Annotated in this window: 18 protein-coding genes and 1 other RNA gene; 17 read left to right on the top strand and 2 right to left on the bottom strand. The window is 61.7% G+C overall.

What is annotated here, in order from left to right; translation table 11 throughout:
* Positions 1-59: 59 nt before the first annotated feature.
* Positions 60-605, bottom strand: a complete 546-nt coding sequence (locus tag AC6IZO_RS10450; RefSeq protein ID WP_497804739.1) for a hypothetical protein — start codon at positions 603-605, stop codon at positions 60-62.
* Positions 606-761: 156 nt separating this feature from the next.
* Here AC6IZO_RS10450 and AC6IZO_RS10445 point away from each other — a divergent pair, with 156 nt between their 5' ends.
* Complete coding sequence (locus AC6IZO_RS10445) at positions 762-1925, top strand: glycosyltransferase family 4 protein (RefSeq protein ID WP_497804738.1); 1164 nt, start codon at positions 762-764, stop codon at positions 1923-1925.
* Between the two features lie 53 nt (positions 1926-1978).
* On the opposite strand, the gene rnpB is transcribed toward AC6IZO_RS10445, so the two are convergent.
* Positions 1979-2426, bottom strand: an RNA gene (gene rnpB / locus AC6IZO_RS10440) — RNase P RNA component class A.
* Between the two features lie 242 nt (positions 2427-2668).
* Between rnpB and AC6IZO_RS10435 the strand changes: the two genes are divergently transcribed.
* The 16 genes from AC6IZO_RS10435 (at position 2669) to AC6IZO_RS10360 (ending at position 20729) form a co-directional block, all read left to right on the top strand.
* On the top strand, positions 2669-3904 hold the full coding sequence (locus tag AC6IZO_RS10435) for an ABC transporter permease (RefSeq protein WP_497804737.1): 1236 nt from the start codon (positions 2669-2671) through the stop codon (positions 3902-3904).
* Complete coding sequence (locus tag AC6IZO_RS10430) at positions 3904-5166, top strand: ABC transporter permease (RefSeq protein ID WP_497804736.1); 1263 nt, start codon at positions 3904-3906, stop codon at positions 5164-5166. The genes AC6IZO_RS10435 and AC6IZO_RS10430 overlap by 1 nt, the downstream gene beginning before the upstream one ends.
* A gap of 46 nt (positions 5167-5212) precedes the next feature.
* Positions 5213-6379: a bacteriohopanetetrol glucosamine biosynthesis glycosyltransferase HpnI gene (hpnI, locus tag AC6IZO_RS10425; protein ID WP_497804735.1), complete on the top strand. Its 1167-nt coding sequence runs from the start codon at positions 5213-5215 to the stop codon at positions 6377-6379.
* A 501-nt stretch (positions 6380-6880) separates the two neighbouring features.
* The gene (locus AC6IZO_RS10420) at positions 6881-7717 is read left to right on the top strand and encodes a cytochrome c3 family protein (protein WP_497804734.1); all 837 of its coding nucleotides are present in this window, start codon (positions 6881-6883) and stop codon (positions 7715-7717) included.
* Between the two features lie 69 nt (positions 7718-7786).
* Positions 7787-10801 carry a TAT-variant-translocated molybdopterin oxidoreductase gene (locus AC6IZO_RS10415; protein ID WP_497804733.1) on the top strand — a complete coding sequence of 1005 codons (3015 nt, stop codon included), beginning with the start codon at positions 7787-7789 and terminating at the stop codon, positions 10799-10801.
* A gap of 6 nt (positions 10802-10807) precedes the next feature.
* Positions 10808-12217 carry an NrfD/PsrC family molybdoenzyme membrane anchor subunit gene (nrfD, locus tag AC6IZO_RS10410; RefSeq protein ID WP_497804732.1) on the top strand — a complete coding sequence of 470 codons (1410 nt, stop codon included), beginning with the start codon at positions 10808-10810 and terminating at the stop codon, positions 12215-12217.
* Positions 12210-12749, top strand: coding sequence for a DUF3341 domain-containing protein (locus AC6IZO_RS10405; protein WP_497804731.1), 540 nt, complete (start codon positions 12210-12212; stop codon positions 12747-12749). Before nrfD ends, AC6IZO_RS10405 begins: the two co-directional genes overlap by 8 nt.
* A gap of 1 nt (position 12750) precedes the next feature.
* On the top strand, positions 12751-13401 hold the full coding sequence (locus AC6IZO_RS10400; RefSeq protein WP_497804730.1) for a c-type cytochrome: 651 nt from the start codon (positions 12751-12753) through the stop codon (positions 13399-13401).
* Positions 13398-14615, top strand: a complete 1218-nt coding sequence (locus tag AC6IZO_RS10395) for a hypothetical protein (RefSeq protein ID WP_497804729.1) — start codon at positions 13398-13400, stop codon at positions 14613-14615. Before AC6IZO_RS10400 ends, AC6IZO_RS10395 begins: the two co-directional genes overlap by 4 nt.
* On the top strand, positions 14605-15252 hold the full coding sequence (locus tag AC6IZO_RS10390; protein ID WP_497804728.1) for a hypothetical protein: 648 nt from the start codon (positions 14605-14607) through the stop codon (positions 15250-15252). The genes AC6IZO_RS10395 and AC6IZO_RS10390 overlap by 11 nt, the downstream gene beginning before the upstream one ends.
* A 100-nt stretch (positions 15253-15352) precedes the next feature.
* The gene (locus tag AC6IZO_RS10385) at positions 15353-16210 is read left to right on the top strand and encodes an SCO family protein (protein WP_497804727.1); all 858 of its coding nucleotides are present in this window, start codon (positions 15353-15355) and stop codon (positions 16208-16210) included.
* A gap of 6 nt (positions 16211-16216) precedes the next feature.
* Positions 16217-17278: a cytochrome c oxidase subunit II gene (gene coxB, locus AC6IZO_RS10380; RefSeq protein ID WP_497804726.1), complete on the top strand. Its 1062-nt coding sequence runs from the start codon at positions 16217-16219 to the stop codon at positions 17276-17278.
* A gap of 12 nt (positions 17279-17290) precedes the next feature.
* Positions 17291-18943 (top strand): cytochrome c oxidase subunit I, encoded by a 1653-nt coding sequence (gene ctaD / locus AC6IZO_RS10375; protein WP_497804725.1) that lies wholly within the window; start codon positions 17291-17293, stop codon positions 18941-18943.
* The gene (locus tag AC6IZO_RS10370; RefSeq protein WP_497804724.1) at positions 18933-19595 is read left to right on the top strand and encodes a cytochrome c oxidase subunit 3 family protein; all 663 of its coding nucleotides are present in this window, start codon (positions 18933-18935) and stop codon (positions 19593-19595) included. The genes ctaD and AC6IZO_RS10370 overlap by 11 nt, the downstream gene beginning before the upstream one ends.
* A gap of 3 nt (positions 19596-19598) precedes the next feature.
* Positions 19599-19904 (top strand): cytochrome C oxidase subunit IV family protein, encoded by a 306-nt coding sequence (locus AC6IZO_RS10365; protein WP_497804723.1) that lies wholly within the window; start codon positions 19599-19601, stop codon positions 19902-19904.
* A gap of 108 nt (positions 19905-20012) precedes the next feature.
* Positions 20013-20729, top strand: coding sequence for a winged helix-turn-helix domain-containing protein (locus AC6IZO_RS10360; RefSeq protein ID WP_497804722.1), 717 nt, complete (start codon positions 20013-20015; stop codon positions 20727-20729).
* The last annotated feature ends 167 nt before the right edge of the window (positions 20730-20896 follow it).

The raw sequence follows: 20896 nt of genomic DNA, 5'->3' as shown, positions 1-20896 counted from the left end.
GCCCTTCTATTTTAAGTGGAAGTAATTCTTCCAAACTCCCGAAGATTGAAAAAGCCCTACTATTCCGGCAGTTCGGTGCGGCAGGCGATATTGTCGGGCACGTCTTTCTGCAGGTCGGCCAGGTCGAGCGTGTAGCTGTTCCGGTGGCTGAGGTTCCGTGCCATGTTCTGATAGAGCTTTTCCACCCTGGGGCCGCCGACAGGGGGCACCGCCAACGTGAAGTTCGGTCGTTCGCCCTTCAATTCGGCGTAGTTCAGCAGAGTCAGAATTTCCTTCTTGTTGCGGACTTCATAGCGCAGTTCAAAAATCCAGGAAGCACCTTCGGCTGGCTTCATCAGCAGGAAGAGGTGGGTCTCACCGGGTGAGGATTTTGCCTCGCGGAGGGTGGATATCTCAAAGTTGGCCGGGGCCGCAGCTTTCAATTTCAGCAGGTCATGTTTCTCCGTTGAGACACAATGCGCTGCGTAACGCCATTGCGCGGGAACTCGCTGTGTCTCCTGGACTACCTGGTCAAGCGAAGACTGCTGAGCAGCCAGCGCGCCGGGCAGCGCCAGCGCCATCAGGAGTGCGAACCAACATGCCGACAACCGTGTCGCGCGTTTCATCTTCTTGCCTCTGTGCGTTGAACTCTGCCCTCCTTCCACTGTAATGCGCCTTGTGCGGGACGGGCAACTACGCCATCCGGCTCATGGCCGATGCATTTTGCGCGGAGGGGGTGAACTGTTGCGGCACGGCGTGGCAAAAGACGATAGACTACGGCCGTGAAGATCGCCATCGATATCCGGCGGCTGTACGACTTTGGCGTCACCACCTATATCCGCAACGTAGTGCGGGCGCTGGCCCGCAATGACGCGCAGAATGAGTATTTCCTGCTTGGCGTCAACAGTACGTTCCAGGAAGTTGGCACGCTGCCGGCGAATTTTCACCGGGTCCCGTTTGAAAATGCCGAGGGGCTGGTCTCGCGCGTCTATGAGTTCCGCCGGGTAATTGCGCGGCATGACATTGACCTGGTGCACATTCCGCACACATTCTGGCGCCCTTTGCCGCTGCCATGCCCGTTTGTGGTGACGGCGCATGACCTGCTCGATTATCTCTACCGGGCCAACCCGCAGAGTGCCATGCAGCGCTGGATGCACGTCACCTTCACGCGGCAGGTGTTGAACCGCGCCGCTCGCATCTTCGCCGTCAGCGGTTTCACCAAGCAGGATGTTTCGCGTTGCTTCAAGATTCCGCCCGAGAAGATCGAGGTCGTCTACAACGCGCTCGACGAGAGCTTCCAGCGCGGGCACACCACGGCGGCCGAACGCGCCACCATTGTGGAGCGCTACCAGGTGAACTACCCATTCGTGCTCTACGCTGGACGCATCAGCCCGCACAAGAACGTGGTGCGCATCATTGAAGCCTTTGCGGCCTTGAAGAACCAGCTTGAAAAGCAGGGCGCGCTCCCTGACCTGAAGCTGATCATCATCGGCGACGAAATTTCCCGCCATCCTGACTTGCGTCGCGCGGTCATTAAGAGCGGCGCGCAGCAGGATGTACGCTTCTTTGGCTACGTGCCCATCGACGTGCTGCGCATCTTCTTTGACGTGGCCAAGCTATTCATCTTTCCCTCGCTGTACGAAGGATTTGGGCTGCCGCCGCTGGAGGCCATGGCGCACGGTACGCCGGTGGTTACCTCCAACTGCTCGGCGCTGCCGGAGGTGGTGGGCAACGCCGCCATCCTTGTGAATCCGGAGAACGTCTTCGAGATCAGCCGCGCCATGTTCAAGGCGCTCACCGATCAGGAACTGCGCGAAAAGATGAAGGCTGCAGGCAAGGAGCAGGCCGCCCGCTTCAGTTGGGACAAGAGTGTCTGCCGCATGCTCGATATTTACGGACAGGTGGTGGAAGAAGATCGTGACCGCGTGAAGCGCAAGAACCCCTAAGGCGAGGTCACTTCTGAAAACGAAAAAGCCTCCGTTTTGCGGAGGCTCTTTCATGTGCTGTCGGATCTGTAAGCCGAATTCTGTCCGGCGAGGCTTGCGCCGCGCCGTGGCGATCATTCCTCTCGACGCACCGTTACCGGCGCGCTCCAGCGACCTACCCGGGAGTTTGACGGGCCGAGCCGACCCGTGGGCATCTGCAATTCTGTCGGAACGCCCGATGCCGCTTCTCCCCTATTTGGTCTTGCTCCGTGTGGGGTTTGCCATGCGCCGCGCATCGCTGCCCGGCCGGTGCGCTCTTACCGCACCTTTTCACCCTTACCAGTCCTTGCGGACTTCGGCGGTATGTTCTCTGTGGCACTTTCCGTCAGGCGGCCTTGACGCCGCCGTGCCCGGACGTTATCCGGCACACTGCTCTGTGGAGTTCGGACTTTCCTCCCTTTCAAGGTTCCGGCTGGCCAAAGCCACGGTCAACCTTGTCGGGGCGATCACCCGATCCGACAGCGACCTCGATAGTATAACCCGGTTCCGGCCCGCTTCCTTCGCGCCCTTAAGCCGTACCTGTAACTTTTTGCAGCCTCATTGTTTATTCATTCGCGACTTCCGGGAACCCGGCGCGAACAGCCTCCGTATGACAGGGTGGGCAGGTGCGCGGCAGAGAATTCCTGCGAGGGCGCCAAGGTTCACCCGGTCCTCACAGGGCTTTGCTACACTGCCTGTACCTTTGGGCAGGAACACCGGACAACATGCACACCGTAGAAGCCATACGACTCGCTCTGCAATCGCTGTGGGCCAACAAGCTGCGCAGCATGCTCACGCTGCTGGGCGTCGTAATTGGCATCGCCGCGGTCATTGCCGTGGTCACGTTCGTCAACGGCATCAACGGCTTTGTCTCGGAGAAGATCTTCAACCTCGGCGCCGACGTCTTCATTGTCAGCAAGGGCGGCAACATGATCGGCAGCGTCGACGAGTGGATTGAGAACCAGAAGCGCAAGCGCGTCACCTACGACGACTTCCGCGCCGTGGCCGAGCAGTGCACTGCCTGCAAGAACGTGGGCGCTTCGGTCGGCGCCGGGCAGACCAGCAAGGTCAAATACGGCGAGCAGAACTCCAATGACACGGTCGTCCGCGGATGGACGCCGCAGATGTCCGTCATCTATGACCTCGACCTGCTGCATGGACGCATGATCACCCAGAGCGACCTCGACCAGGCCACGCCGGTCGTCATCGTCGGCTGGGACATTGTCGACAACCTGATGAAGGGCACCGACCCGCTGGGCAAGGAGATTCGCGTCGACGGCCACGTTTACACCGTCATCGGTGTGGGTGCACCCAAGGGCAAAACGCTCGGCCAGAGCCAGGACAACTGGGTGCTGCTGCCGATCAGCACCTGGTTCAAGCAATACGGCGAGCATAACGTCAGCCTGAACATCTGGGCCAAGGGCTACGGCATTGGCGCGCCCATGGACGCCGCCGTCGATCAGGTCCGGGTCATCATGCGCGCGCGGCGTCATGACATGCCGGGCCGCCCGGACACCTTCAAGATCGAGACCAACGCCAGCTTCATGAGCGTGTGGAGCGACCTGAGCGGAACGTTCTTTGTCGTCATGATCGCCATCGCCTCCATTTCACTGATCGTCGGAGGCATCGTCATCATGAACATCATGCTGGTCTCGGTGACGGAGCGCACGCGCGAGATCGGCATACGCAAGGCCTTGGGCGCGCGGCGCAGTGACGTGCTGCGGCAGTTCCTGATTGAATCCACCACGCTGGCCATCGTCGGCGGCATCCTCGGCGTGGCCTTCGGCATTGCTATTGCGCTCGGCGTGACGGCCGCCATCGGCATGCCATCGGTCATCAAGGGATGGGCTGTGGCCGCCGGGTTGATCGTTGCCGCCAGTGTCGGCATCTTTTTCGGCGTCTATCCGGCGCGCAAGGCCGCGCAACTGGACCCGATCGCCGCCTTGAGGTTTGAACTCTGATGGCACGCGGCAGCGAAGCACGCGAAATTCTGCACCTTGCCATGGAGACGCTTGCGCGCAACAAGCTGCGCAGCGGCCTCACCATTCTCGGCATCGTCATCGGCATCACCACGGTCATCGGCATCTCGTCGGTCGTCACCGGGCTGAACAACAATGTGCAGGAGATGGTGCAGTCGATGGGCTCCAACATCATCTTCGCCTTTCACATGGAGCCGTTCACCTTCGGGCGGCCTTCCACGGAGATGCTGAACCGCAAGGAGCTGACGCTGGAGGACGGGCTTGCCATGCAGGATCTGCCGCACGTGCAGTCCGTCAGCGTGGGCGTGCGCCAGTTTGTGCCGCAGTTCGGCGCCGGAACCTATTCGGTGAAGTACGAGGGCAAGACGGTGAAGAACACCATCCTCGAGGGCGACACCGTCAGCGCCGCCGATGTTTACAACGTGGACATCGAGCGCGGCCGCTGGTTCGTGCAGGCCGAGGACGACCAGCGCGCGCCGGTCATCGCCATCGGCTATGACACCTCGCACGAATTGTTCGGCGAAAGCGACCCGCTGGGCAAGCAACTCAATATCGAAGGCCAGTTATTCACCATCATCGGCGTGGCGGCCAAGCGCAAAGCCGCCTTCAGCGGTGGCTCCAACCCGGACGACAACATCATCTATTTCCCCTACCAGGTGCTGCACAAAATGCATCCGGAGCTGAAGCAGAACTGGATCAGCGTGAAGGCCACCTCGCAGCCCGCCATGGAGCGCGCCATGGACGAGATGCGTGAGCTGCTGCGCCGCCGCCGCAAGCTCGGTCCCACGCAGCCGGATAATTTCGCCGTCTTCAGCCAGAACTCGCTGGTCGACGTGTGGAACCAGGTGACGGGCGGCATCTTCGTCTTCATGTTTGCCGTCTCGAGCGTGGCGTTGATCGTGGGCGGCGTGGGCGTGATGAACATCATGCTCGTCTCGGTCACCGAGCGCACCCGTGAGATCGGCGTGCGCAAGGCCGTCGGCGCCCGCAAACGAGACATCCTGCTGCAATTCACCATGGAGGCCGTGGCGCTTACCGCTGTGGGCGGCGTCATCGGCATCGCGCTCGGCGCGGCCGTCACCGCGCTCATCACCGTGGTCTTCCCGAGTCTGCCCGCCCGCATGACTACGTTCTGGACCGTCTTCGCCTTCGGCTCGTCGGCCTTCATCGGACTGGTCTTCGGCATCTACCCGGCGTGGAAGGCCGCCAACCTCGACCCCATTGAAGCCCTGCGCTACGAGTAGGCAAGGCGCGGTGTTCTGTGTGCGCTTCTGTTACTCTGAACCAATCATGCTCGCTCAGGTTCTGCGCATCACTTCCTATGTTTTCGCCGCGCTGGCGGCGGGCGGAGCCGCATACCTGTGCATCTCCCTGGCGGGCATCAAGCGCTGGCTCGGCGAGAGCATCAGTCTGGCGCACGCGCCGGAATTCACTCCGGCTGTCAGCATCCTGAAGCCCCTGCGCGGCGCCGACCCCAACATGTACGAGGCTTTCCGCTCGCACTGTCAGCAGGACTACGCAGGCGATTACGAACTGATCTTCGGCGTCAGCGATCCGAATGACGAAGCCGTGGCCGAGGTCGAACGCCTGCGTCGCGAGTTTCCCGCGCAGCGCATCGAGCTGGTCGTCTGCCCCGGAGCCATGGGCACCAACCGCAAGGTCAGCAACCTGCAACGCATGGCGCAGCAGGCGCACCATGATTTCATCCTCATCAATGACAGCGACATTCATGTGGAGCGCAATTACCTGCGCCGCGTGATGGCTCCGTTTGCCGATGAGCGCGTGGGGCTGGTGACGGCCATGTACCGGGCGCACGCCGGGAGCACGCTGGCTTCGCGCACCGAGGCCCTCAGCATCGCCACGGACTTTGCCGGAAGCGTGATGAGCGCGCTGCTGGTGGAAGGCGTGCACTTCGCTTTGGGCTCCACTATGGCCGTGCGCCGCACTGCACTCGAAAAGGGCGGCGGCTTTGCGCCGCTGCTCAACAAGCTGGCCGACGACTATGAGCTTGGCATGCTGGTGGAGCGCGCCGGATACCGTCTGCAACTGGCGCCGACCGTCGTGGAGACCTCGTTGCCCGACTACGGCTGGGGCGCGATGTTTGCCCACCAGTTGCGCTGGGCGCGCACCATCCGCGACCGCCGAGCCGGCGGCTATCTCGGGCTGATCACCGGCTTCGGGCTGCCCTGGGCTGTCTTCTGTGCCCTGTGCGCGCAGGGAGCTCCATGGGCGCTGGCACTGCTGGTGCTTGTCGGCGGGCTGAGGCTGCTGCAAGCCTTCTCGCTGTGCAGTCTGGTGCTTGATGACCGGCGCAGCCGCCGTGATTTGTGGCTGCTGCCTCTGCGTGACTTCGCCGGCTTGGGCGTATGGCTGGTGAGTTGGTTTGGCTCGACCGTCACCTGGCGCGGCGAACGTTTCCGCCTCCACGACGGCACGCTGACCCGCCTCGAGCGCTGAGCCTCGTCTTCTTTCTTTTCAACCCGCAGGGAATCCCTGTAATATTCCAACCGGTAAAAATATCCTGATTTCTTAAATCCAGATTTGTCTATATCGTCCTGATTCTGCACAGCTTCGGGACAAAGTTTCTGCATCGTTCTCCCCTGGAGAAAATCCAAACTATGTCGTGAGTCGTTGAGCGGGGTTTCGCGATAGGATTCCGAAGCTGAGTGTTTCGTCCGGCACGGAGGCTTTCGCAAATGTGGCTCCGAGGGCATGGCGACTCACAGGAATGCGCGGTTGGTAGGCGCGCGGTTCTGCCCGGCCGAGCAGGGCTTGTCGAAGTTTGAATCAGAAGTTCAGTTGTAGAGTGTGGAGATTTCCTTGGCAGTGTGCAGGGCAGGGGGGTCTCCTGTTATAATCACCCGTTCCAGTGATTTCAGTCACACAAGCGAACGGCAGACGTCACAAAATGGTGTGACGTGTTGGGCGTGGCGCGGCCGTGCGTGACCCGCGGCTGGCATGCCTGCTTTGCTGGCTTACGCCGGAGGTGACTCCGGCCTTTCGGTGGCGTCCGCAGCCGGCCGCCACATGCAGTCAAACGGACAGCTCGATTCCATGGCGCAGATCTTTCATCGCAGCACAAACACTCTGGCCCGCGTCAGCATCATCAGCGCGGTGCTGCTGGTCGGTGGACTTCTGTGGGGCGCGTTGCAGATGCAGCGTTCGCCCTACTTCACCTACGCAGGCGTCAGCCGCATGCAGCCGGTGCCGTTCAGTCACCAGCACCACGTGGCGGGCGTCGGGCTTGACTGCCGCTACTGTCACACCTCGGTGGAAGTCTCAGGCTTTGCCGGCGTGCCGCCCACCAAGACCTGCATGAACTGTCACTCGCAGATCTGGACCAACGCTCCCATGCTGGAGCCGGTGCGCGAGAGCTATCGCACGGGCAAGCCCATCACCTGGACGCGTGCCAACGACCTGCCGGATTTCGTTTACTTCGATCACAGCATTCACATCAACAAGGGCGTGGGCTGCAACACCTGCCATGGGCCGGTGGACAAGATGCCGCTGATGTACAACTACGCCTCGCTGCAGATGGAGTGGTGCCTGAACTGCCATCGCGAGCCGGAGAAGTTTCTGCGTCCGCACCATGTGAAGGCTGACCCGAAGGATCCGGCCTCGATGAGCGACCAGGTCTTCAACATGGCCTATGAGCAGCCGACCAGGATGAAGCCGGTGACGCTGCCGGACGGCACGCAGTTTACCGACCAGCTTGCGCTGGGCCGTCACCTGGCAAAGCAGGCTGGCCTGCGCAGCACGGCCGACCTCACCAGCTGCAACACCTGCCACCGCTAACGCGTGTGGTTTTTGAAGATTGTTTGAAAGTTTGCGGCGCCCCGTGCGCCCACAGGTAGCAGAGAACCGATGAGCAACATCGAGAGCGGAATGGACAACGAGCGGAACAGCAGGAAGGAAGATGTCTGTCCGGGCAAGCACGACAAGCTCGAGCTTGCCGATGTGAAACAGAAGCTGACCGACGCGCGCGGCCCCAAGTACTGGCGCACGCTCGACGAACTGGCGGAAACCCCCGAGTTCGAGGAGATGCTGCACCGCGAATTTCCGCGCCATGCTTCCGAGTGGCGCGACAACGCATCGCGGCGCGACTTCCTCAAGCTGATGGGCGCCGGGCTGGCGCTGGCCGGCATGAGCGCCTGCACCAAGCAGCCGCTGGAGCCGATTGTGCCCTACGTGGTGCAGCCGGAAAACATCGTGCCGGGCAAGCCTTTGTTCTATGCCTCCACCATGCCGCTGGGCGTCTACGGGCTGCCGGTGCTGGTGGAAAGCCATGAAGGCCGTCCGACGAAGATTGAAGGCAACCCGCAGCATCCGGCCACGCTGGGCGGCACGGACGTCTTCATGCAGGCCAGCGTGCTCGGCCTCTACGATCCGGACCGTTCGCAGACCTGCATGAATCTGAACCAGGAGCGCACTTGGGCGCAGTTCCTTGAGGCCACGCGCCAGCCGTTCGCGCAGATCCGTCAGTCAGGTGGAGCGGGCGTGCGCTTCCTGACCGGTGCCACCAGTTCACCAAGTTTTGTGGCGCAGATGCACGAATTGCTCAAGCAGCTTCCGCAGGCCAAGTGGTATCAGTGGGAGCCGGTCAACCGCGACAACGTTTATGCCGGTACACAGCTCGCCTTCGGTCAGCCAGTCGAGCCGGTCTACGACTTCAGCAAGGCGAAGATCGTGGTCTCCCTCGACGGCGACTTCCTCTCCAGCGGCTTCGCGGGCTTCCATCGTTACGCGCGGCAGTTTGCGGCCTGCCGCAAGCCGGAGCTGAAGGAAGAGATGCTCCGTTTCTACGCCGTGGAGAGCACGCCGACTAACACCAGCGCCAAGGCCGACCATCGTCTGCCGCTACGTGCCAGCCAGGTGGAAAGCTTCGCCCGCGCGCTGGCCGCCCAGTTGGGCGTCGGCTCGCAGAGCGCGTCGCTCAGCGGACGCGCGCAGAAGTTCGCGGCCGTCGCCGCCAAAGACCTCAAGGCCAATCACGGACGAGCGCTCGTTGTTGTGGGTGACAACCAGCCTGCCGCTGTGCACGCCATTGCCGCCGCCATCAACGCCGCGCTTGGCGCTCCGGTCAGCTACATTGAGCCGATTGACGCCAACCCGGCGAGCAAGAATGAACAGCTTCGCGCACTGGCCACCGAGATGTTTGCCGGCCAGGTGCAGACGCTGATCATCTCCGGCACGAATCCGCTGTACGACGGTCCGGCTGACATTGATTTCTACGGTGCGATCGACAAGGTTGCGCTCCGCATTCACCACGGCCTCTACAACGATGAGACCGCCAAGTTCTGCCATTGGCACGTGCCTGCCTCTCACTACCTTGAGCAGTGGGGCGATGCTTTGTCCTTTGACGGCACCGCTTCGCTCGCGCAGCCGCTGATTGCGCCGCTCTACGCCGGACACAGCCAGAGCGAGTTTTTCTCGGTGCTGGCAGGGAAGCCCGAGGCCTCCAGCCACGAACTGACACAGAACTACTGGCGCACGCAGCAGGCCGCGAACTTCGACCAGTGGTGGCAGAAGTCGCTGCATGACGGCTTCATCGCCAACTCGGCGGCAAAGCCGAAGTCGGTCACGGCCAAGAGCGAGTTGCCGCCTGCTACGCCGCAGGCCAATGCTGGTGGGTTGGAGTTGATGATTCGCCGCGACCCGGCGGTTTACGACGGGCGATTTGCGAACAACGGCTGGCTGCAGGAGATGCCCAAGCCGATGACGCAGGTCTGCTGGGACAATCCCGTGCTGGTCTCTATCGCCACCGCGCAGAAGCTCGGGCTGAAAGGCGAAGATCAGGTCGAGTTGGAATACTACGGTCGCAAGGTGAAGGGCGCGATCTGGCTCTCGCCGGGCCACCCGGATGATTCCGTCACCGTCTTCTTGGGCTACGGGCGCGATCGCGGCGGCCGCGTGATGCTGGGCCTGGGCTTCAACGCCTACCGCCTGCGGACCACCACCAGCCCGTACTTCGTCAGCGGCGTCAAGCTGACGCGCACGGGCGAGCATTACGGTCTGGCCTCGCCGCAGGGACACCAGTCAATGGAGGGCCGCGCGATTGTCCGCGCCGCCACGCTGGAAGAGTTCATCAAGACGCCGGGCTTCGCGCACGAAATGGTGGAAGCGCCGCCCAAGGAACTGACGCTCTACAAGCCCTACGAGTACAAGGACCACAAGTGGGGCATGGCGATCGATCACAACGCCTGCATCGGCTGCAAGACCTGCACCGTGGCCTGCCAGGCGGAGAACAACATCGCCGTGGTTGGCAAGCTGCAGGTCAAGAGCGGCCGCCACATGAACTGGCTCCGCGTGGATAACTACCACGAGGGCGCGCCGGACAATCCAAAGACCTACTTCCAGCCGGTTCCGTGCCAGCAGTGCGAGAACGCACCGTGCGAAGTTGTCTGCCCGGTCGGCGCCACAACGCATAGCACTGAAGGCCTGAATGACATGGTCTACAACCGCTGCGTGGGCACCCGCTATTGCAGCAACAACTGCCCGTACAAGGTGCGCCGCTTCAACTTCCTGCTGTTCTCGGATTTCGACACGCAGCAGTTCAAGTTCCAGAAGAACCCGGACGTCAGCGTGCGCAGCCGCGGCGTAATGGAAAAGTGCACCTACTGCGTGCAGCGCATTACGCACGCCCGCATCACCGCTGAGGAGGAGAAGCGCAAGGTGCAGGATGGCGAAGTGATGACCGCCTGCCAGCAGGCGTGCCCGGCCGATGCCATCGTCTTCGGCGACATGAACGATCCCAACAGCCGCGTCTCCCGGCTCAAGGCCAATGAGCGCAATTACGGACTGCTGGAAGAATTGAACACTCGTCCGCGGACCACTTACCTGGCTGCGGTACGCAACCCGAACCCCGAGTTGGAGTCTTAACCGATCATGGAAACCAGTCCAGAGACGAAAGCTCTCACCACTCACGAACGGCTCTTGCCGGGGCAGTCACCGGTGTTGGCGCCGGGCCACTCGCTGGCCTCGCTGACGGACAAGATTGCCTCGATTGTCTTGCGCCGTCCGGTCACGCTTGGGTGGGTCGCGGGCTTTGCCTTCTTCTTCCTGCTGCTCAACCTGCTGCTGATCGCGGTCACCTGGCTGTTTGTGAAGGGCGTCGGCATCTGGGGCATCAACATTCCCGTCGGCTGGGGCTTCGCCATCATCAACTTTGTGTGGTGGGTCGGCATCGGCCACGCGGGCACGCTGATTTCAGCCGTGTTGCTGCTGCTCAAGCAGAACTGGCGCAACTCGATCAACCGCTTTGCCGAAGCCATGACGCTGTTTGCGGTTGCCTGCGCCGGCATCTTCCCGCTCATTCACACGGGCCGTCCGTGGCTGGCTTACTGGCTGTTCCCCTATCCGAACAGCATGGGCGTGTGGCCGCAGTTCCGCAGCCCGCTGGTGTGGGACGTCTTCGCCGTCTCGACCTACGCGACCATCTCGGCGCTGTTCTGGTTCGTCGGTCTGCTGCCTGATCTTGCCAGCTTCCGCGACACGGCCAAGAGCCCCTGGGCGCAGAAGGTTTACGGCCTGCTCGCCATGGGATGGCGCGGCTCGGTCCGCCACTGGCAGCGTTATGAGATGGCCTACCTGCTGTTGGCCGGACTGGCGACGCCTCTGGTGCTCTCCGTGCACACGGTCGTCAGCTTTGACTTTGCGGTTTCGGTCATCCCCGGCTGGCACACCACGGTCTTCCCGCCGTACTTCGTCGCGGGAGCCATTTACTCGGGTTTTGCCATGGTGCTGGTGCTCGCCATTCCCATCCGCCACTTCTACGGCGTCAAGGACATGATCACCGAGCGCCACCTGGATAATGCCGCCAAGGTCATGCTCGGCACGGGACTGATCGTTGCCTACGGCTACATGATGGAGGCCTTCTTCGCCTTCTACTCAGGCAACGCGTATGAGAAGTTCATGTTCCTGAACCGCGCCTTCGGTCCTTACGCCTGGGCGTACTGGTGCCTCATTCTGTTCAACATCCTCATTCCGCAGGTGCTGTGGATCCGCAGCGTGCGCTTCAAGCCCATCCTGCTGTTCTTCACCTCGCTGGTGGTGCTGCTGGGTATGTGGCTGGAGCGCTTCGTCATCGTTGTCACCAGTCTGCACCGCGACTTCCTGCCCTCCTCGTGGGGACACTACGTGGCCACGCGCTGGGATTATGCAATCTATCTCGGAACACTGGGCATGTTCTTCTGCGCCATGTTCCTGTTCGTACGCATCATGCCGATGATCACGATCTTCGAAATGAAGCTGCTGCTGCCACAGTCCAAGGTGAGCGAGGAGGCCGCGCATGACTAACGCCACTCCGCTCCACGGCCTGATGGCCGAATTTGAAACGCCGGATGCGTTGCTGAAGGCTGCGAAAGCCGCCCATTCGGCTGGCTACCAGCACCTGGATGCCTACACGCCCTACCCGATCGAGGAGATCTCCGAGGCCATCGGCTTCCACAAGACTGCGGTGCCACTACTCGTGCTGATCGGCGGCATCTGTGGTGGGCTCACCGGGTACATGCTGCAGTACTGGGTAAACACCACGGCTTACCCGCTGAACATCGGCGGGCGTCCTCTGAACTCCTGGCCTGCGTTCATCATCATCACCTTTGAGATGACGATCCTCTTCGCCGGTATTACCGCCGTGGTTGGCATGCTGGCCCTGAACGGACTGCCGCAGCCGTATCACCCGGTCTTCAACAACCCGCGCTTCAGCGCCGCCAGCAAGGACCGCTTCTTCCTCTGTATTGAAGCGGCCGATCCGAAGTTTGACCTTGAGGAGACAGGCAAGTTCATGAAGGGCCTCAATGCGGTGGATGTCACGGAGGTCGCTGACTGAGATGACGAACGCCACCCGGTTCACGCGCGCCGCTTCCTTCGCCGTTCTCGCCGCCAGCCTGCTTGTGTTGGCCGGCTGCCGCGAGGACATGCACAACCAGCCCAAGTTCAAGCCGCTGCGCATCAATAACTTTTACGGCGACCAGCGCGCCTCGCGTGATGTGGTGCAGGGAACGGTCGCACGCGGGCAACTCCGCGACGACCAGTACCTCTACACCGGCAAGGTCGACGGCAAGGATGGTGCCGAGTTCCCGTTCGCGATGACCAAGGATGATCTGGCGCGCGGACAGGAGCGTTACACCATCTACTGCACGCCCTGCCACTCGCGCCTCGGCGACGGTAACGGCATGGTGGTGCAGCGCGGCTTCAAAAAGCCGCCGTCGTTCCATGACGACCGCCTGATGAAGGCGCCCGTCGGACATTTCTACGACGTGATCTCGCACGGCTGGGGCTCCATGGCCGACTACTCGTCGCAGGTGCCTGTGGCCGACCGCTGGAGAATTGCCGCCTACATTCGCGCGCTCCAGTTGAGCCAGGCCGCCACCACCGCCGACCTTCCAGCCGGAGCAGCGGTCAGCGATCACCGGCCAGATTTCAAGGCCGCCGCCGAAGAGTCCGCAGCGGGCCACGAGACGGAGAAGAACTCGAAATGAGCACGACTACGGAAGTCATCAACGCGCAGCATCTCTCCGCGCCCGCGGCGGTGGCCAGCCTGCGGAACAAAGCGGTCGCACTCGCCGTGGTCGGCGTGGTGCTGGCTGCCATCGGCTCCTTTGCCTGGCCCGCGTACTTCCTGCGCGGATACCTGATGGGATTCATGCTGTGCCTCGGCCTCGCGCTCGGCTCCATGGCGCTGGTGATGATGGGGCATCTCTCGGGCGGCAACTGGTGGATGATCGGACGCCGTCCGATGGAAGCCGCCATGAAGACCCTGCCGCTGCTGGCCGTGGCCTTCATCCCCATCGCGATGAACTTGCACAAGCTCTACATCTGGTCGGACGCCTCGCTGGTGGCGCATGACAAGGTGCTTCAGGAGAAATCGTTCTACCTGAATCCGACGGGCTTTCTGGTGCGCGCCATCATCTATTTTGTTCTGTGGAACCTCTGGGCCTGGATGCTGACCTCCGGCTCGGCCAGGCAGGATTCCGACGATTCGCCGAAGGTCTGGCTGCGGCTGAAGGCCATTTCCGCGCCCGGCATCCTGATCTACGGCCTGACGGTTACGCTGGCCTCGGTGGACTGGGTGATGTCGCTGGACCCGCACTGGTATTCCACCATCTTCGGCATGATCTTCATGATCAGCCAACTGCTTTCGGTGATGGCGCTGCTGGTCGTGGTGCTTGTCGCGCTCAGCCACACCGCGCCCATCAGCGAGGTGCTCAAGGCCGACCGCCTGCACGACTACGGCAAGTGGCTGCTGGCCTTCACCATGGTGTGGGCTTACTTTAACTTCTCGCAGTGGCTCATCATCTGGATGGCCAACCTGCCGGAAGAGATCAGCTGGTACATTGACCGCATCGAGGGCGGCTGGCAGATCATCGCACTCGGACTGGTGCTGTTGCAGTTCGCCCTGCCGTTCGCGCTGCTGCTCTCGCGCGACCTGAAGCGCACGGCGCGCAAGCTGGTGCCGCTGGCGGTGCTCGTGCTCGTGATGCGCCTCGTCGATCTTTACTGGCTCATCGCGCCGAACCCGTTCCCCGGCGTCACCGACCACCATCTGACGCTGAACCCCAATTTCCTGTTCGTGCCGCTGGCGCTGATCGGCATCTGGCTGACGGCTTTCTTCTGGTTCCTTGGCCAGCGTCCGCTGCTGGTGGTGAACGAACCCATGCTGCCGCGCCTGTGGGAGGAGAGCCATGGACACTAATAAGCCGGTACACCACGGCGAAACCAATCCCGACGTCTCGTTCGACTCCACCGACTTGAGCGCGCGGGGCGTCCTGATCTTCTTCGCGATTCTCGCGGTCTCGGCCGTACTCGTGCACTTCGTCGTCTACGGCATGTACAAGGGTTATTCGGCCATTGCCGCCAAGGCTGATCCCGAGCAGAGTCCGCTGGTGAAGCCCGAGGCTCCGCCCGAGGCGAGCGTGCTGCAGAACACCCAGAGCGTTCACCTGGAGAAGTTCAACGGTGTGATGTTGCAGTCGGACGACGCGGGTGACATGCAGCATTTCCTGCGCGAGCAGGAGGCCGAGCTTCACTCCTCGGCCTGGCGCGACGAGAAGGGCAACGTCCACGTTCCCATCGAGGCCGCGATGAGCGACTTGACGCAGCCGGGCAAGCTGCCCGTGCGCGCCAACGCCGCCAAGGCCCCGGTCAATTACCCCGGAGTTGGCCCGGCGTACTCGGGCATCCCCGAGCTATACAAGATGGAGACCGCCGCTCCGGCCGCTGAAGAAGGCTCGAAGCCGGAAGAGATGGCCGCTCCAGATAAAAGTTCGGCGGAAAAGCCTGCGATGCACAAGGCTTCCGAGTCCATGGCGGAGAGCAGCGCATCGAAGTAAGAAAAGAGTTTTGAAGTCGTTGTAGCTGTCTGAATTGATACGAACTTGCATCTGCCGCGCAGCGCGCGGGGAGGCTCCGCCCAGGGCGGAGGAAAGCGAAATGCAGGGTCCCAAGCTCGAAAAACTCGGAATGGCCATCGTGCTCGCCTTCGTGCTGAGCGCCACGGCTGCCGCGCAGTTCTTTACCGCGCCAGAGACGAAAACAGTCGCGCCTCCGGGGCTGGCCGGTGTCGGCATTGACCAGCGCCTGAACGAACAGGTGCCGCTCGATCTCACCTTTCAGGACGAGACAGGCAAGACCGTGAAGCTCGGCGATTACTTCCATTCGGGCCGTCCGGTGCTGCTCTCCATCGTCTACTACCAGTGCCCCATGCTCTGCGGAGAAGTGCTCAACGGCATGTCAGCCGCGATGAAGGTGCTGAAGTTCACGCCGGGCAAAGAGTACGAGGTGCTGACCATCTCGATTGACCCGCGTGAGAAGCCCGAGCTGGCCGCCGCCAAGAAGCAGACCTATCTGAAGCGCCTTGGCAAAGCAGACGCCGCCGGGGGCTGGCATTTCCTTGTCGGGCAGAAAGAAAACATCGACAAGCTCTGCGCCGCCACGGGCTGGCATTACCAGTACGACGCCAAGACCGATCAGTTTGCGCACGCAGCCGGCATCATGCTGCTGACCCCGCAGGGGCGGCTGGCGCAGTACTACTACGGCGTGGAGTTCAGCGCGCGCGACATGCAGCTTGGCATCGTCGAGGCTTCGCAGAACCACATTGGCTCGCTCGCCGACCAGGTGCTGCTCTACTGCTATCACTATGATCCGCGCACCGGAAAATACGGCGCCGTGATCACCAACATTGTTCGTCTGTCCGGCGCGGTCACCATCGTCGTGCTGGGCGGGTTCCTGATCATTCTTTTCCGCCGCAATCCGCGCAGCACCACAGGCGCGGGAACAGGACGGGCTTAACGCACTATGTGGCAGAACCTCTGGTCCCATTCGCCGCTCTTCCCGCAACGCGCATCGTCTGTTGCCGGGCATGTTGACGCGCTGTATTTCTTTCTGATCGCGATCACCGCGTTCTTTACCGTGCTGGTGGCGGGGCTCATCCTGGTCTTCGCCGTGCGCTTCCGCAAGGAGCGCAACCCCAAGGCCACGCCCATCCACGGCTCCACGGCGCTCGAACTGCTCTGGACGGGCATCCCGCTCGCCATCTGCATGGTCATCTTCGTCTGGTCGTCGGCGGTCTACTTCATGGAGGTCCGCCCGCCGAAGGGCGCCATGGAGGTTTACGCCGTCGGCAAGCAGTGGATGTGGAAGTTCCAGCACGTTGAGGGACAGCGCGAGATCAACGAGCTGCACGTGCCGCTGGGTAAGGACGTCCGCATGATCATGACCTCGCAGGACGTCATCCACAGCTTCTACGTTCCGGCCTTCCGCATCAAGGCCGACGTACTGCCCGGCCGCTACACATCGACGTGGTTCCATGCCACGCAGGTTGGCCGCTTCCACCTGTTCTGCGCCGAATATTGCGGTACCGAGCACTCGGGCATGATCGGCGAAGTTGTCGTCATGGAACCTCAGGAATACGAGCGCTGGGCGCAGCAGGCGGCAGACGGCTCGCTGGCTTCGACCGGAGAGAAGACGTTCCAGCACTATGGGTGCGCGATGTGCCACCGCTTCGACGTGCAGGGGCGCGGCCCGAACCTGGTCGGCATCTACAACAAGCCTGTGCTGCTTGACGATGGACGCACCGTAACGGCTGACGAGAGCTATATCCGCGAGTCGATTCTTGAGCCGGGCACGAAGATTGCCTCGGGCTTCAAGAACATCATGCCGAGCTTCCAGGGGCAGCTTTCGGAAGAGGAAGTCATTTCGCTGGTTGCCTATATCAAGGCGCTGGGCAGCGGCGCCAACGCCGCGCAGCCCGTCAGCAATCCGAACCAGAACATTTACCCGGTGGCGCCGAAGCCGGAGAATTCCGTCGCCGCGCCGGACAAGCCGAACACCGCCGCGCCCAAGGCGCCGGCAAAGTAGCAGGGGAGCAACATGGCTACCGCAACTGTGCAACCCGAAGTGAAGCCGAACTACCTGAATGCCGATTACGGCATCAAGAGCTGGCTGCTGACCACCGACCATAAGCGGATCGCGTTGCTGTATCTCATCTCGGTCACGCTGTTCTTCTTCCTCGGTGGCTTCTTCGCCATGCTCATCCGTCTGGAATTGCTGACCCCGGCGGGCGATCTGGTGCAGTCGGACACCTATAACAAGCTGTTCACCATGCACGGCATTGTCATGGTGTTCTTCTTCCTGATTCCGGCCATCCCCGGCGTGCTGGGCAACTTCCTGGTGCCGCTGATGATCGGAGCCAAGGATCTGGCCTTCCCGAAGATGAACCTCGCCTCCTGGTACGTGTACATGATCGGCTCCTGCTTCGGTCTGTACTCGATCATCAACGGCGGCCTGGATACGGGCTGGACCTTCTACACGCCATTCTCCACCACGTACTCGAACACCAACGTGGTTTCTGCGGCCATCGGCGTGTTTATCAACGGCTTCTCGTCCATCTTTACCGGGTTGAACTTCATCGTCACCATCCACCGCATGCGCGCTCCCGGCATGACGTTCCGCCGCATGCCGCTGTTCCTGTGGTCGACCTACGCAACCTCGGTCATCATGGTGCTCGGCACGCCGGTGCTGGCCATCACCATCGTTCTGGTGGCTTTGGAGCGCGTCTTCCACCTCGGCATCTTCAATGCCGCGCTCGGTGGTGACCCGCTGCTCTTCCAGCACTTGTTCTGGTTCTACTCGCATCCGGCCGTTTACATCATGATTCTGCCGGGCATGGCCGTGGTCAGCGAACTGATCGCCTGCTTCTCGCGCAAGCGCGTCTTCGGCTATGACTTTGTCGCCATGTCGTCGATCGCCATCGCGGTGCTCGGCTTCCTGGTGTGGGCGCACCACATGTTCGTCGCCGGAATCAGCGTCTATGCGGCGCTGATCTTCTCGCTGCTGACGTTCCTGGTCGCCATCCCGTCAGCCGTCAAGGTCTTCAACTGGACGGCCACGATGTTCAAAGGCTCAATTCACATGGATACGCCGATGCTTTACGCCATCGGCTTCATCGGCCTGTTCACCATCGGTGGTCTGACCGGCCTGTTCCTCGCCGCCGTTGGCATCGACGTGCATGTGACCGACACCTACTTTGTCGTCGCTCACTTCCACTACATCATGGTGGGCGGAACCATCATGGCTTTCCTCGGCGGCCTGCACTTCTGGTGGCCGAAGATGTTCGGCAAGATGTATCCGGAATTTCCGTCCAAGCTCTCGGCGCTGCTGGTCTTCGTGGGCTTCAACCTCACGTTCTTCCCGCAGTTCCTGCTGGGCTACATGGGTATGCCGCGCCGCTATCACGCGTATCCCGCTGAGTTCCAGGTGCTGAATGTCTTTTCCACCGCCGGCGCCAGCATTCTGGCCATTGGCTATGTGCTGCCCATGATCTACTTCGTGTGGTCGCTGCGCTACGGCAAGGACGCCGGTCCGAACCCGTGGAACGCCGCGGGCCTGGAGTGGATGACGCAGTCTCCGCCGCTGACCACCAACTTTACCGAAACTCCCGTGGTCACCTGGGAGGCCTACAACTACGACGAAATTGACGGTCACGCAGAGGGTGACAAACAGGAGGCCACGCTTGTCGGATAGCCACACCGCCTCTCACGTTCTGAAGCACCACTTCGCCGACCTGGAGCAGCAGAAGGAGTCGGCCACGCTCGGCATGTGGCTCTTCCTTGTCACCGAGGTGATGTTCTTCGGCGGCATGTTCTGCGCCTACCTCATCTACCGGGTGATGTATTACAACGCCTGGGTGGCCGGCTCGCAGACCATGGACATCAAGCTCGGCGCCATCAACACGGCCGTGCTGCTGTGCAGCTCGCTCACCATGGTGCTGGCCGTGCATGCCGCCAAAATCAGCCGCCGTGACCTGCAGGTTATTTTCCTGCTGCTGACCATCGTGCTCGGTGGCGCCTTCCTGGTGGTAAAGGGCGTTGAGTACCACGACCACTGGGTTCATGGCGAAGTGCCCGGCAATAACTACTTCTTTGACGGCCCTGATGCACGCCACGCACAGCTCTTCTTCTCGCTGTACTTTGCCATGACCGGCATGCACGCCGTGCACATGATCATCGGCATCGGCCTGCTGGCCTGGCTGCTCATCGGCTCCCTGAAGGGCGCCTACAACAGCGAGTACCACACGCCGGTGGAGATGTGCGGCCTGTATTGGCACTTTGTCGACGTCGTCTGGATCTACCTTTTCCCGCTGCTCTACCTGATCAGCCACAAGCACGGAGCCTAGGCCATGAGCGCACACAACGAACACACGGAGCATACCGGCAGCGTCAAGACGTTCATTCTGATCTGGGTGGCATTGCTCATCCTGACGGGCGTCACCGTTGGCGTCTCGCTGCTTGACCTTGGGCCGTTGAACCCGATCGTCGCGCTCGCCATCGCCACATCCAAGGCCCTTCTGGTGGTGCTGTTCTTCATGGAGGTCCGCTATTCCTCGAAGATCACCAAGGTCGTGATTGTCAGCGCCGTCTTCTTCCTGGTCATCCTGCTCACCCTGAGCATGACCGACTACATTAGCCGCGGCTGGCCGCACTAAACCAAACCGCGCAAGTGTGAAGGGGAGCCAACCGGCTCCCCTTCTGTTTTGTTACAGCCCCGTGAATTCTTGCAGACTTTCATTGCCAATCCATCTTCCGCGGCTACAATGTCAGGCGTGAAGCCACTGATCTTTGTTGTAGAAGATGAAGCCGATATCGCGCGGCTTGTGCGGCACCATCTGGAAGCCGCGGGATACAACGTGCGGACCTTCGGGGCCGCGAACCTGGTGGTCGCCGAAGCCGAGCGCGACCGTCCTGCCCTGTTCCTGCTCGACATCATGGTGCCCGGCGGGGATGGTTTTGAGCTTTGCCGCCGCATTCGCCAGAACCAGGCATTGGCCATGACGCCGGTGATCTTCCTGACCGCCAAGAGCAGCGAGGCCGACAAGGTGCTGGGCCTTGAGCTTGGTGCCGATGACTACATTCCCAAGCCGTTCAGCCCGCGTGAGATGGTCGCCCGCGTCAAGGCCGTGCTGCGCCGCTTTGAGCGGCCGCTGGCACCCGACGTTGTCACCACCGGAGAGATCGAGATCAACTCCGGAGCCATGACGCTGACTGTCCGCGGCCAGCAGGTGGCCACCACCGCCACCGAGTTCCGGCTGCTCGAGTACCTTGCGCGTCATCCGGGCCGCGTCTTTACCCGCGACCAACTGCTTGACGCCGTCTGGCGCGACACTGCTTACGTTACGCCGCGTTCGGTGGACGTCTACGTCCGCCGCATCCGCGAAAAGATTGAGAAGGACCCCGAGGAGCCTCTGTACCTGCGCACGGTTCGCGGCGCGGGCTACCGCTTTGAGGCCCAGAAACCCGGAACGCAGGAATAAGGACGCAAGGATCATCGTGAAGAGCCGGATCTTTCTCAAGCTCGTACTGTTTTTCTCCATCGTCATCGTAGCCGCCACGGTTGGGCTTGACCTGATCATCGCCAAGTCCTGGGAGCGCTCGATCCGCAATGATGCCGAGCAGTCACTGCGGCAGAAGTCGGTGCTGC

It is taken from the genome of Oryzophilus luti, from assembly GCF_059726245.1.
The sequence above is the reverse complement of the archived record's forward strand: the minus strand, read 5'-3'. Positions and strand labels throughout refer to the sequence as shown.

Coding starts and splice junctions, on each gene's coding strand:
- AC6IZO_RS10420 (WP_497804734.1), top strand. CDS start 6,881: ATGCCTGCTTTGCTGGCTTACGCCGGAGGTGACTCCGGCCTTTCGGTG.
- AC6IZO_RS10385 (WP_497804727.1), top strand. CDS start 15,353: ATGCAGGGTCCCAAGCTCGAAAAACTCGGAATGGCCATCGTGCTCGCC.
- AC6IZO_RS10450 (WP_497804739.1), bottom strand. CDS start 605: ATGAAACGCGCGACACGGTTGTCGGCATGTTGGTTCGCACTCCTGATG.
- AC6IZO_RS10415 (WP_497804733.1), top strand. CDS start 7,787: ATGAGCAACATCGAGAGCGGAATGGACAACGAGCGGAACAGCAGGAAG.
- ctaD (WP_497804725.1), top strand. CDS start 17,291: ATGGCTACCGCAACTGTGCAACCCGAAGTGAAGCCGAACTACCTGAAT.
- hpnI (WP_497804735.1), top strand. CDS start 5,213: ATGCTCGCTCAGGTTCTGCGCATCACTTCCTATGTTTTCGCCGCGCTG.
- AC6IZO_RS10365 (WP_497804723.1), top strand. CDS start 19,599: ATGAGCGCACACAACGAACACACGGAGCATACCGGCAGCGTCAAGACG.
- coxB (WP_497804726.1), top strand. CDS start 16,217: ATGTGGCAGAACCTCTGGTCCCATTCGCCGCTCTTCCCGCAACGCGCA.
- AC6IZO_RS10395 (WP_497804729.1), top strand. CDS start 13,398: ATGAGCACGACTACGGAAGTCATCAACGCGCAGCATCTCTCCGCGCCC.
- AC6IZO_RS10400 (WP_497804730.1), top strand. CDS start 12,751: ATGACGAACGCCACCCGGTTCACGCGCGCCGCTTCCTTCGCCGTTCTC.
- AC6IZO_RS10435 (WP_497804737.1), top strand. CDS start 2,669: ATGCACACCGTAGAAGCCATACGACTCGCTCTGCAATCGCTGTGGGCC.
- AC6IZO_RS10390 (WP_497804728.1), top strand. CDS start 14,605: ATGGACACTAATAAGCCGGTACACCACGGCGAAACCAATCCCGACGTC.
- AC6IZO_RS10360 (WP_497804722.1), top strand. CDS start 20,013: ATGTCAGGCGTGAAGCCACTGATCTTTGTTGTAGAAGATGAAGCCGAT.
- AC6IZO_RS10430 (WP_497804736.1), top strand. CDS start 3,904: ATGGCACGCGGCAGCGAAGCACGCGAAATTCTGCACCTTGCCATGGAG.
- AC6IZO_RS10405 (WP_497804731.1), top strand. CDS start 12,210: ATGACTAACGCCACTCCGCTCCACGGCCTGATGGCCGAATTTGAAACG.
- nrfD (WP_497804732.1), top strand. CDS start 10,808: ATGGAAACCAGTCCAGAGACGAAAGCTCTCACCACTCACGAACGGCTC.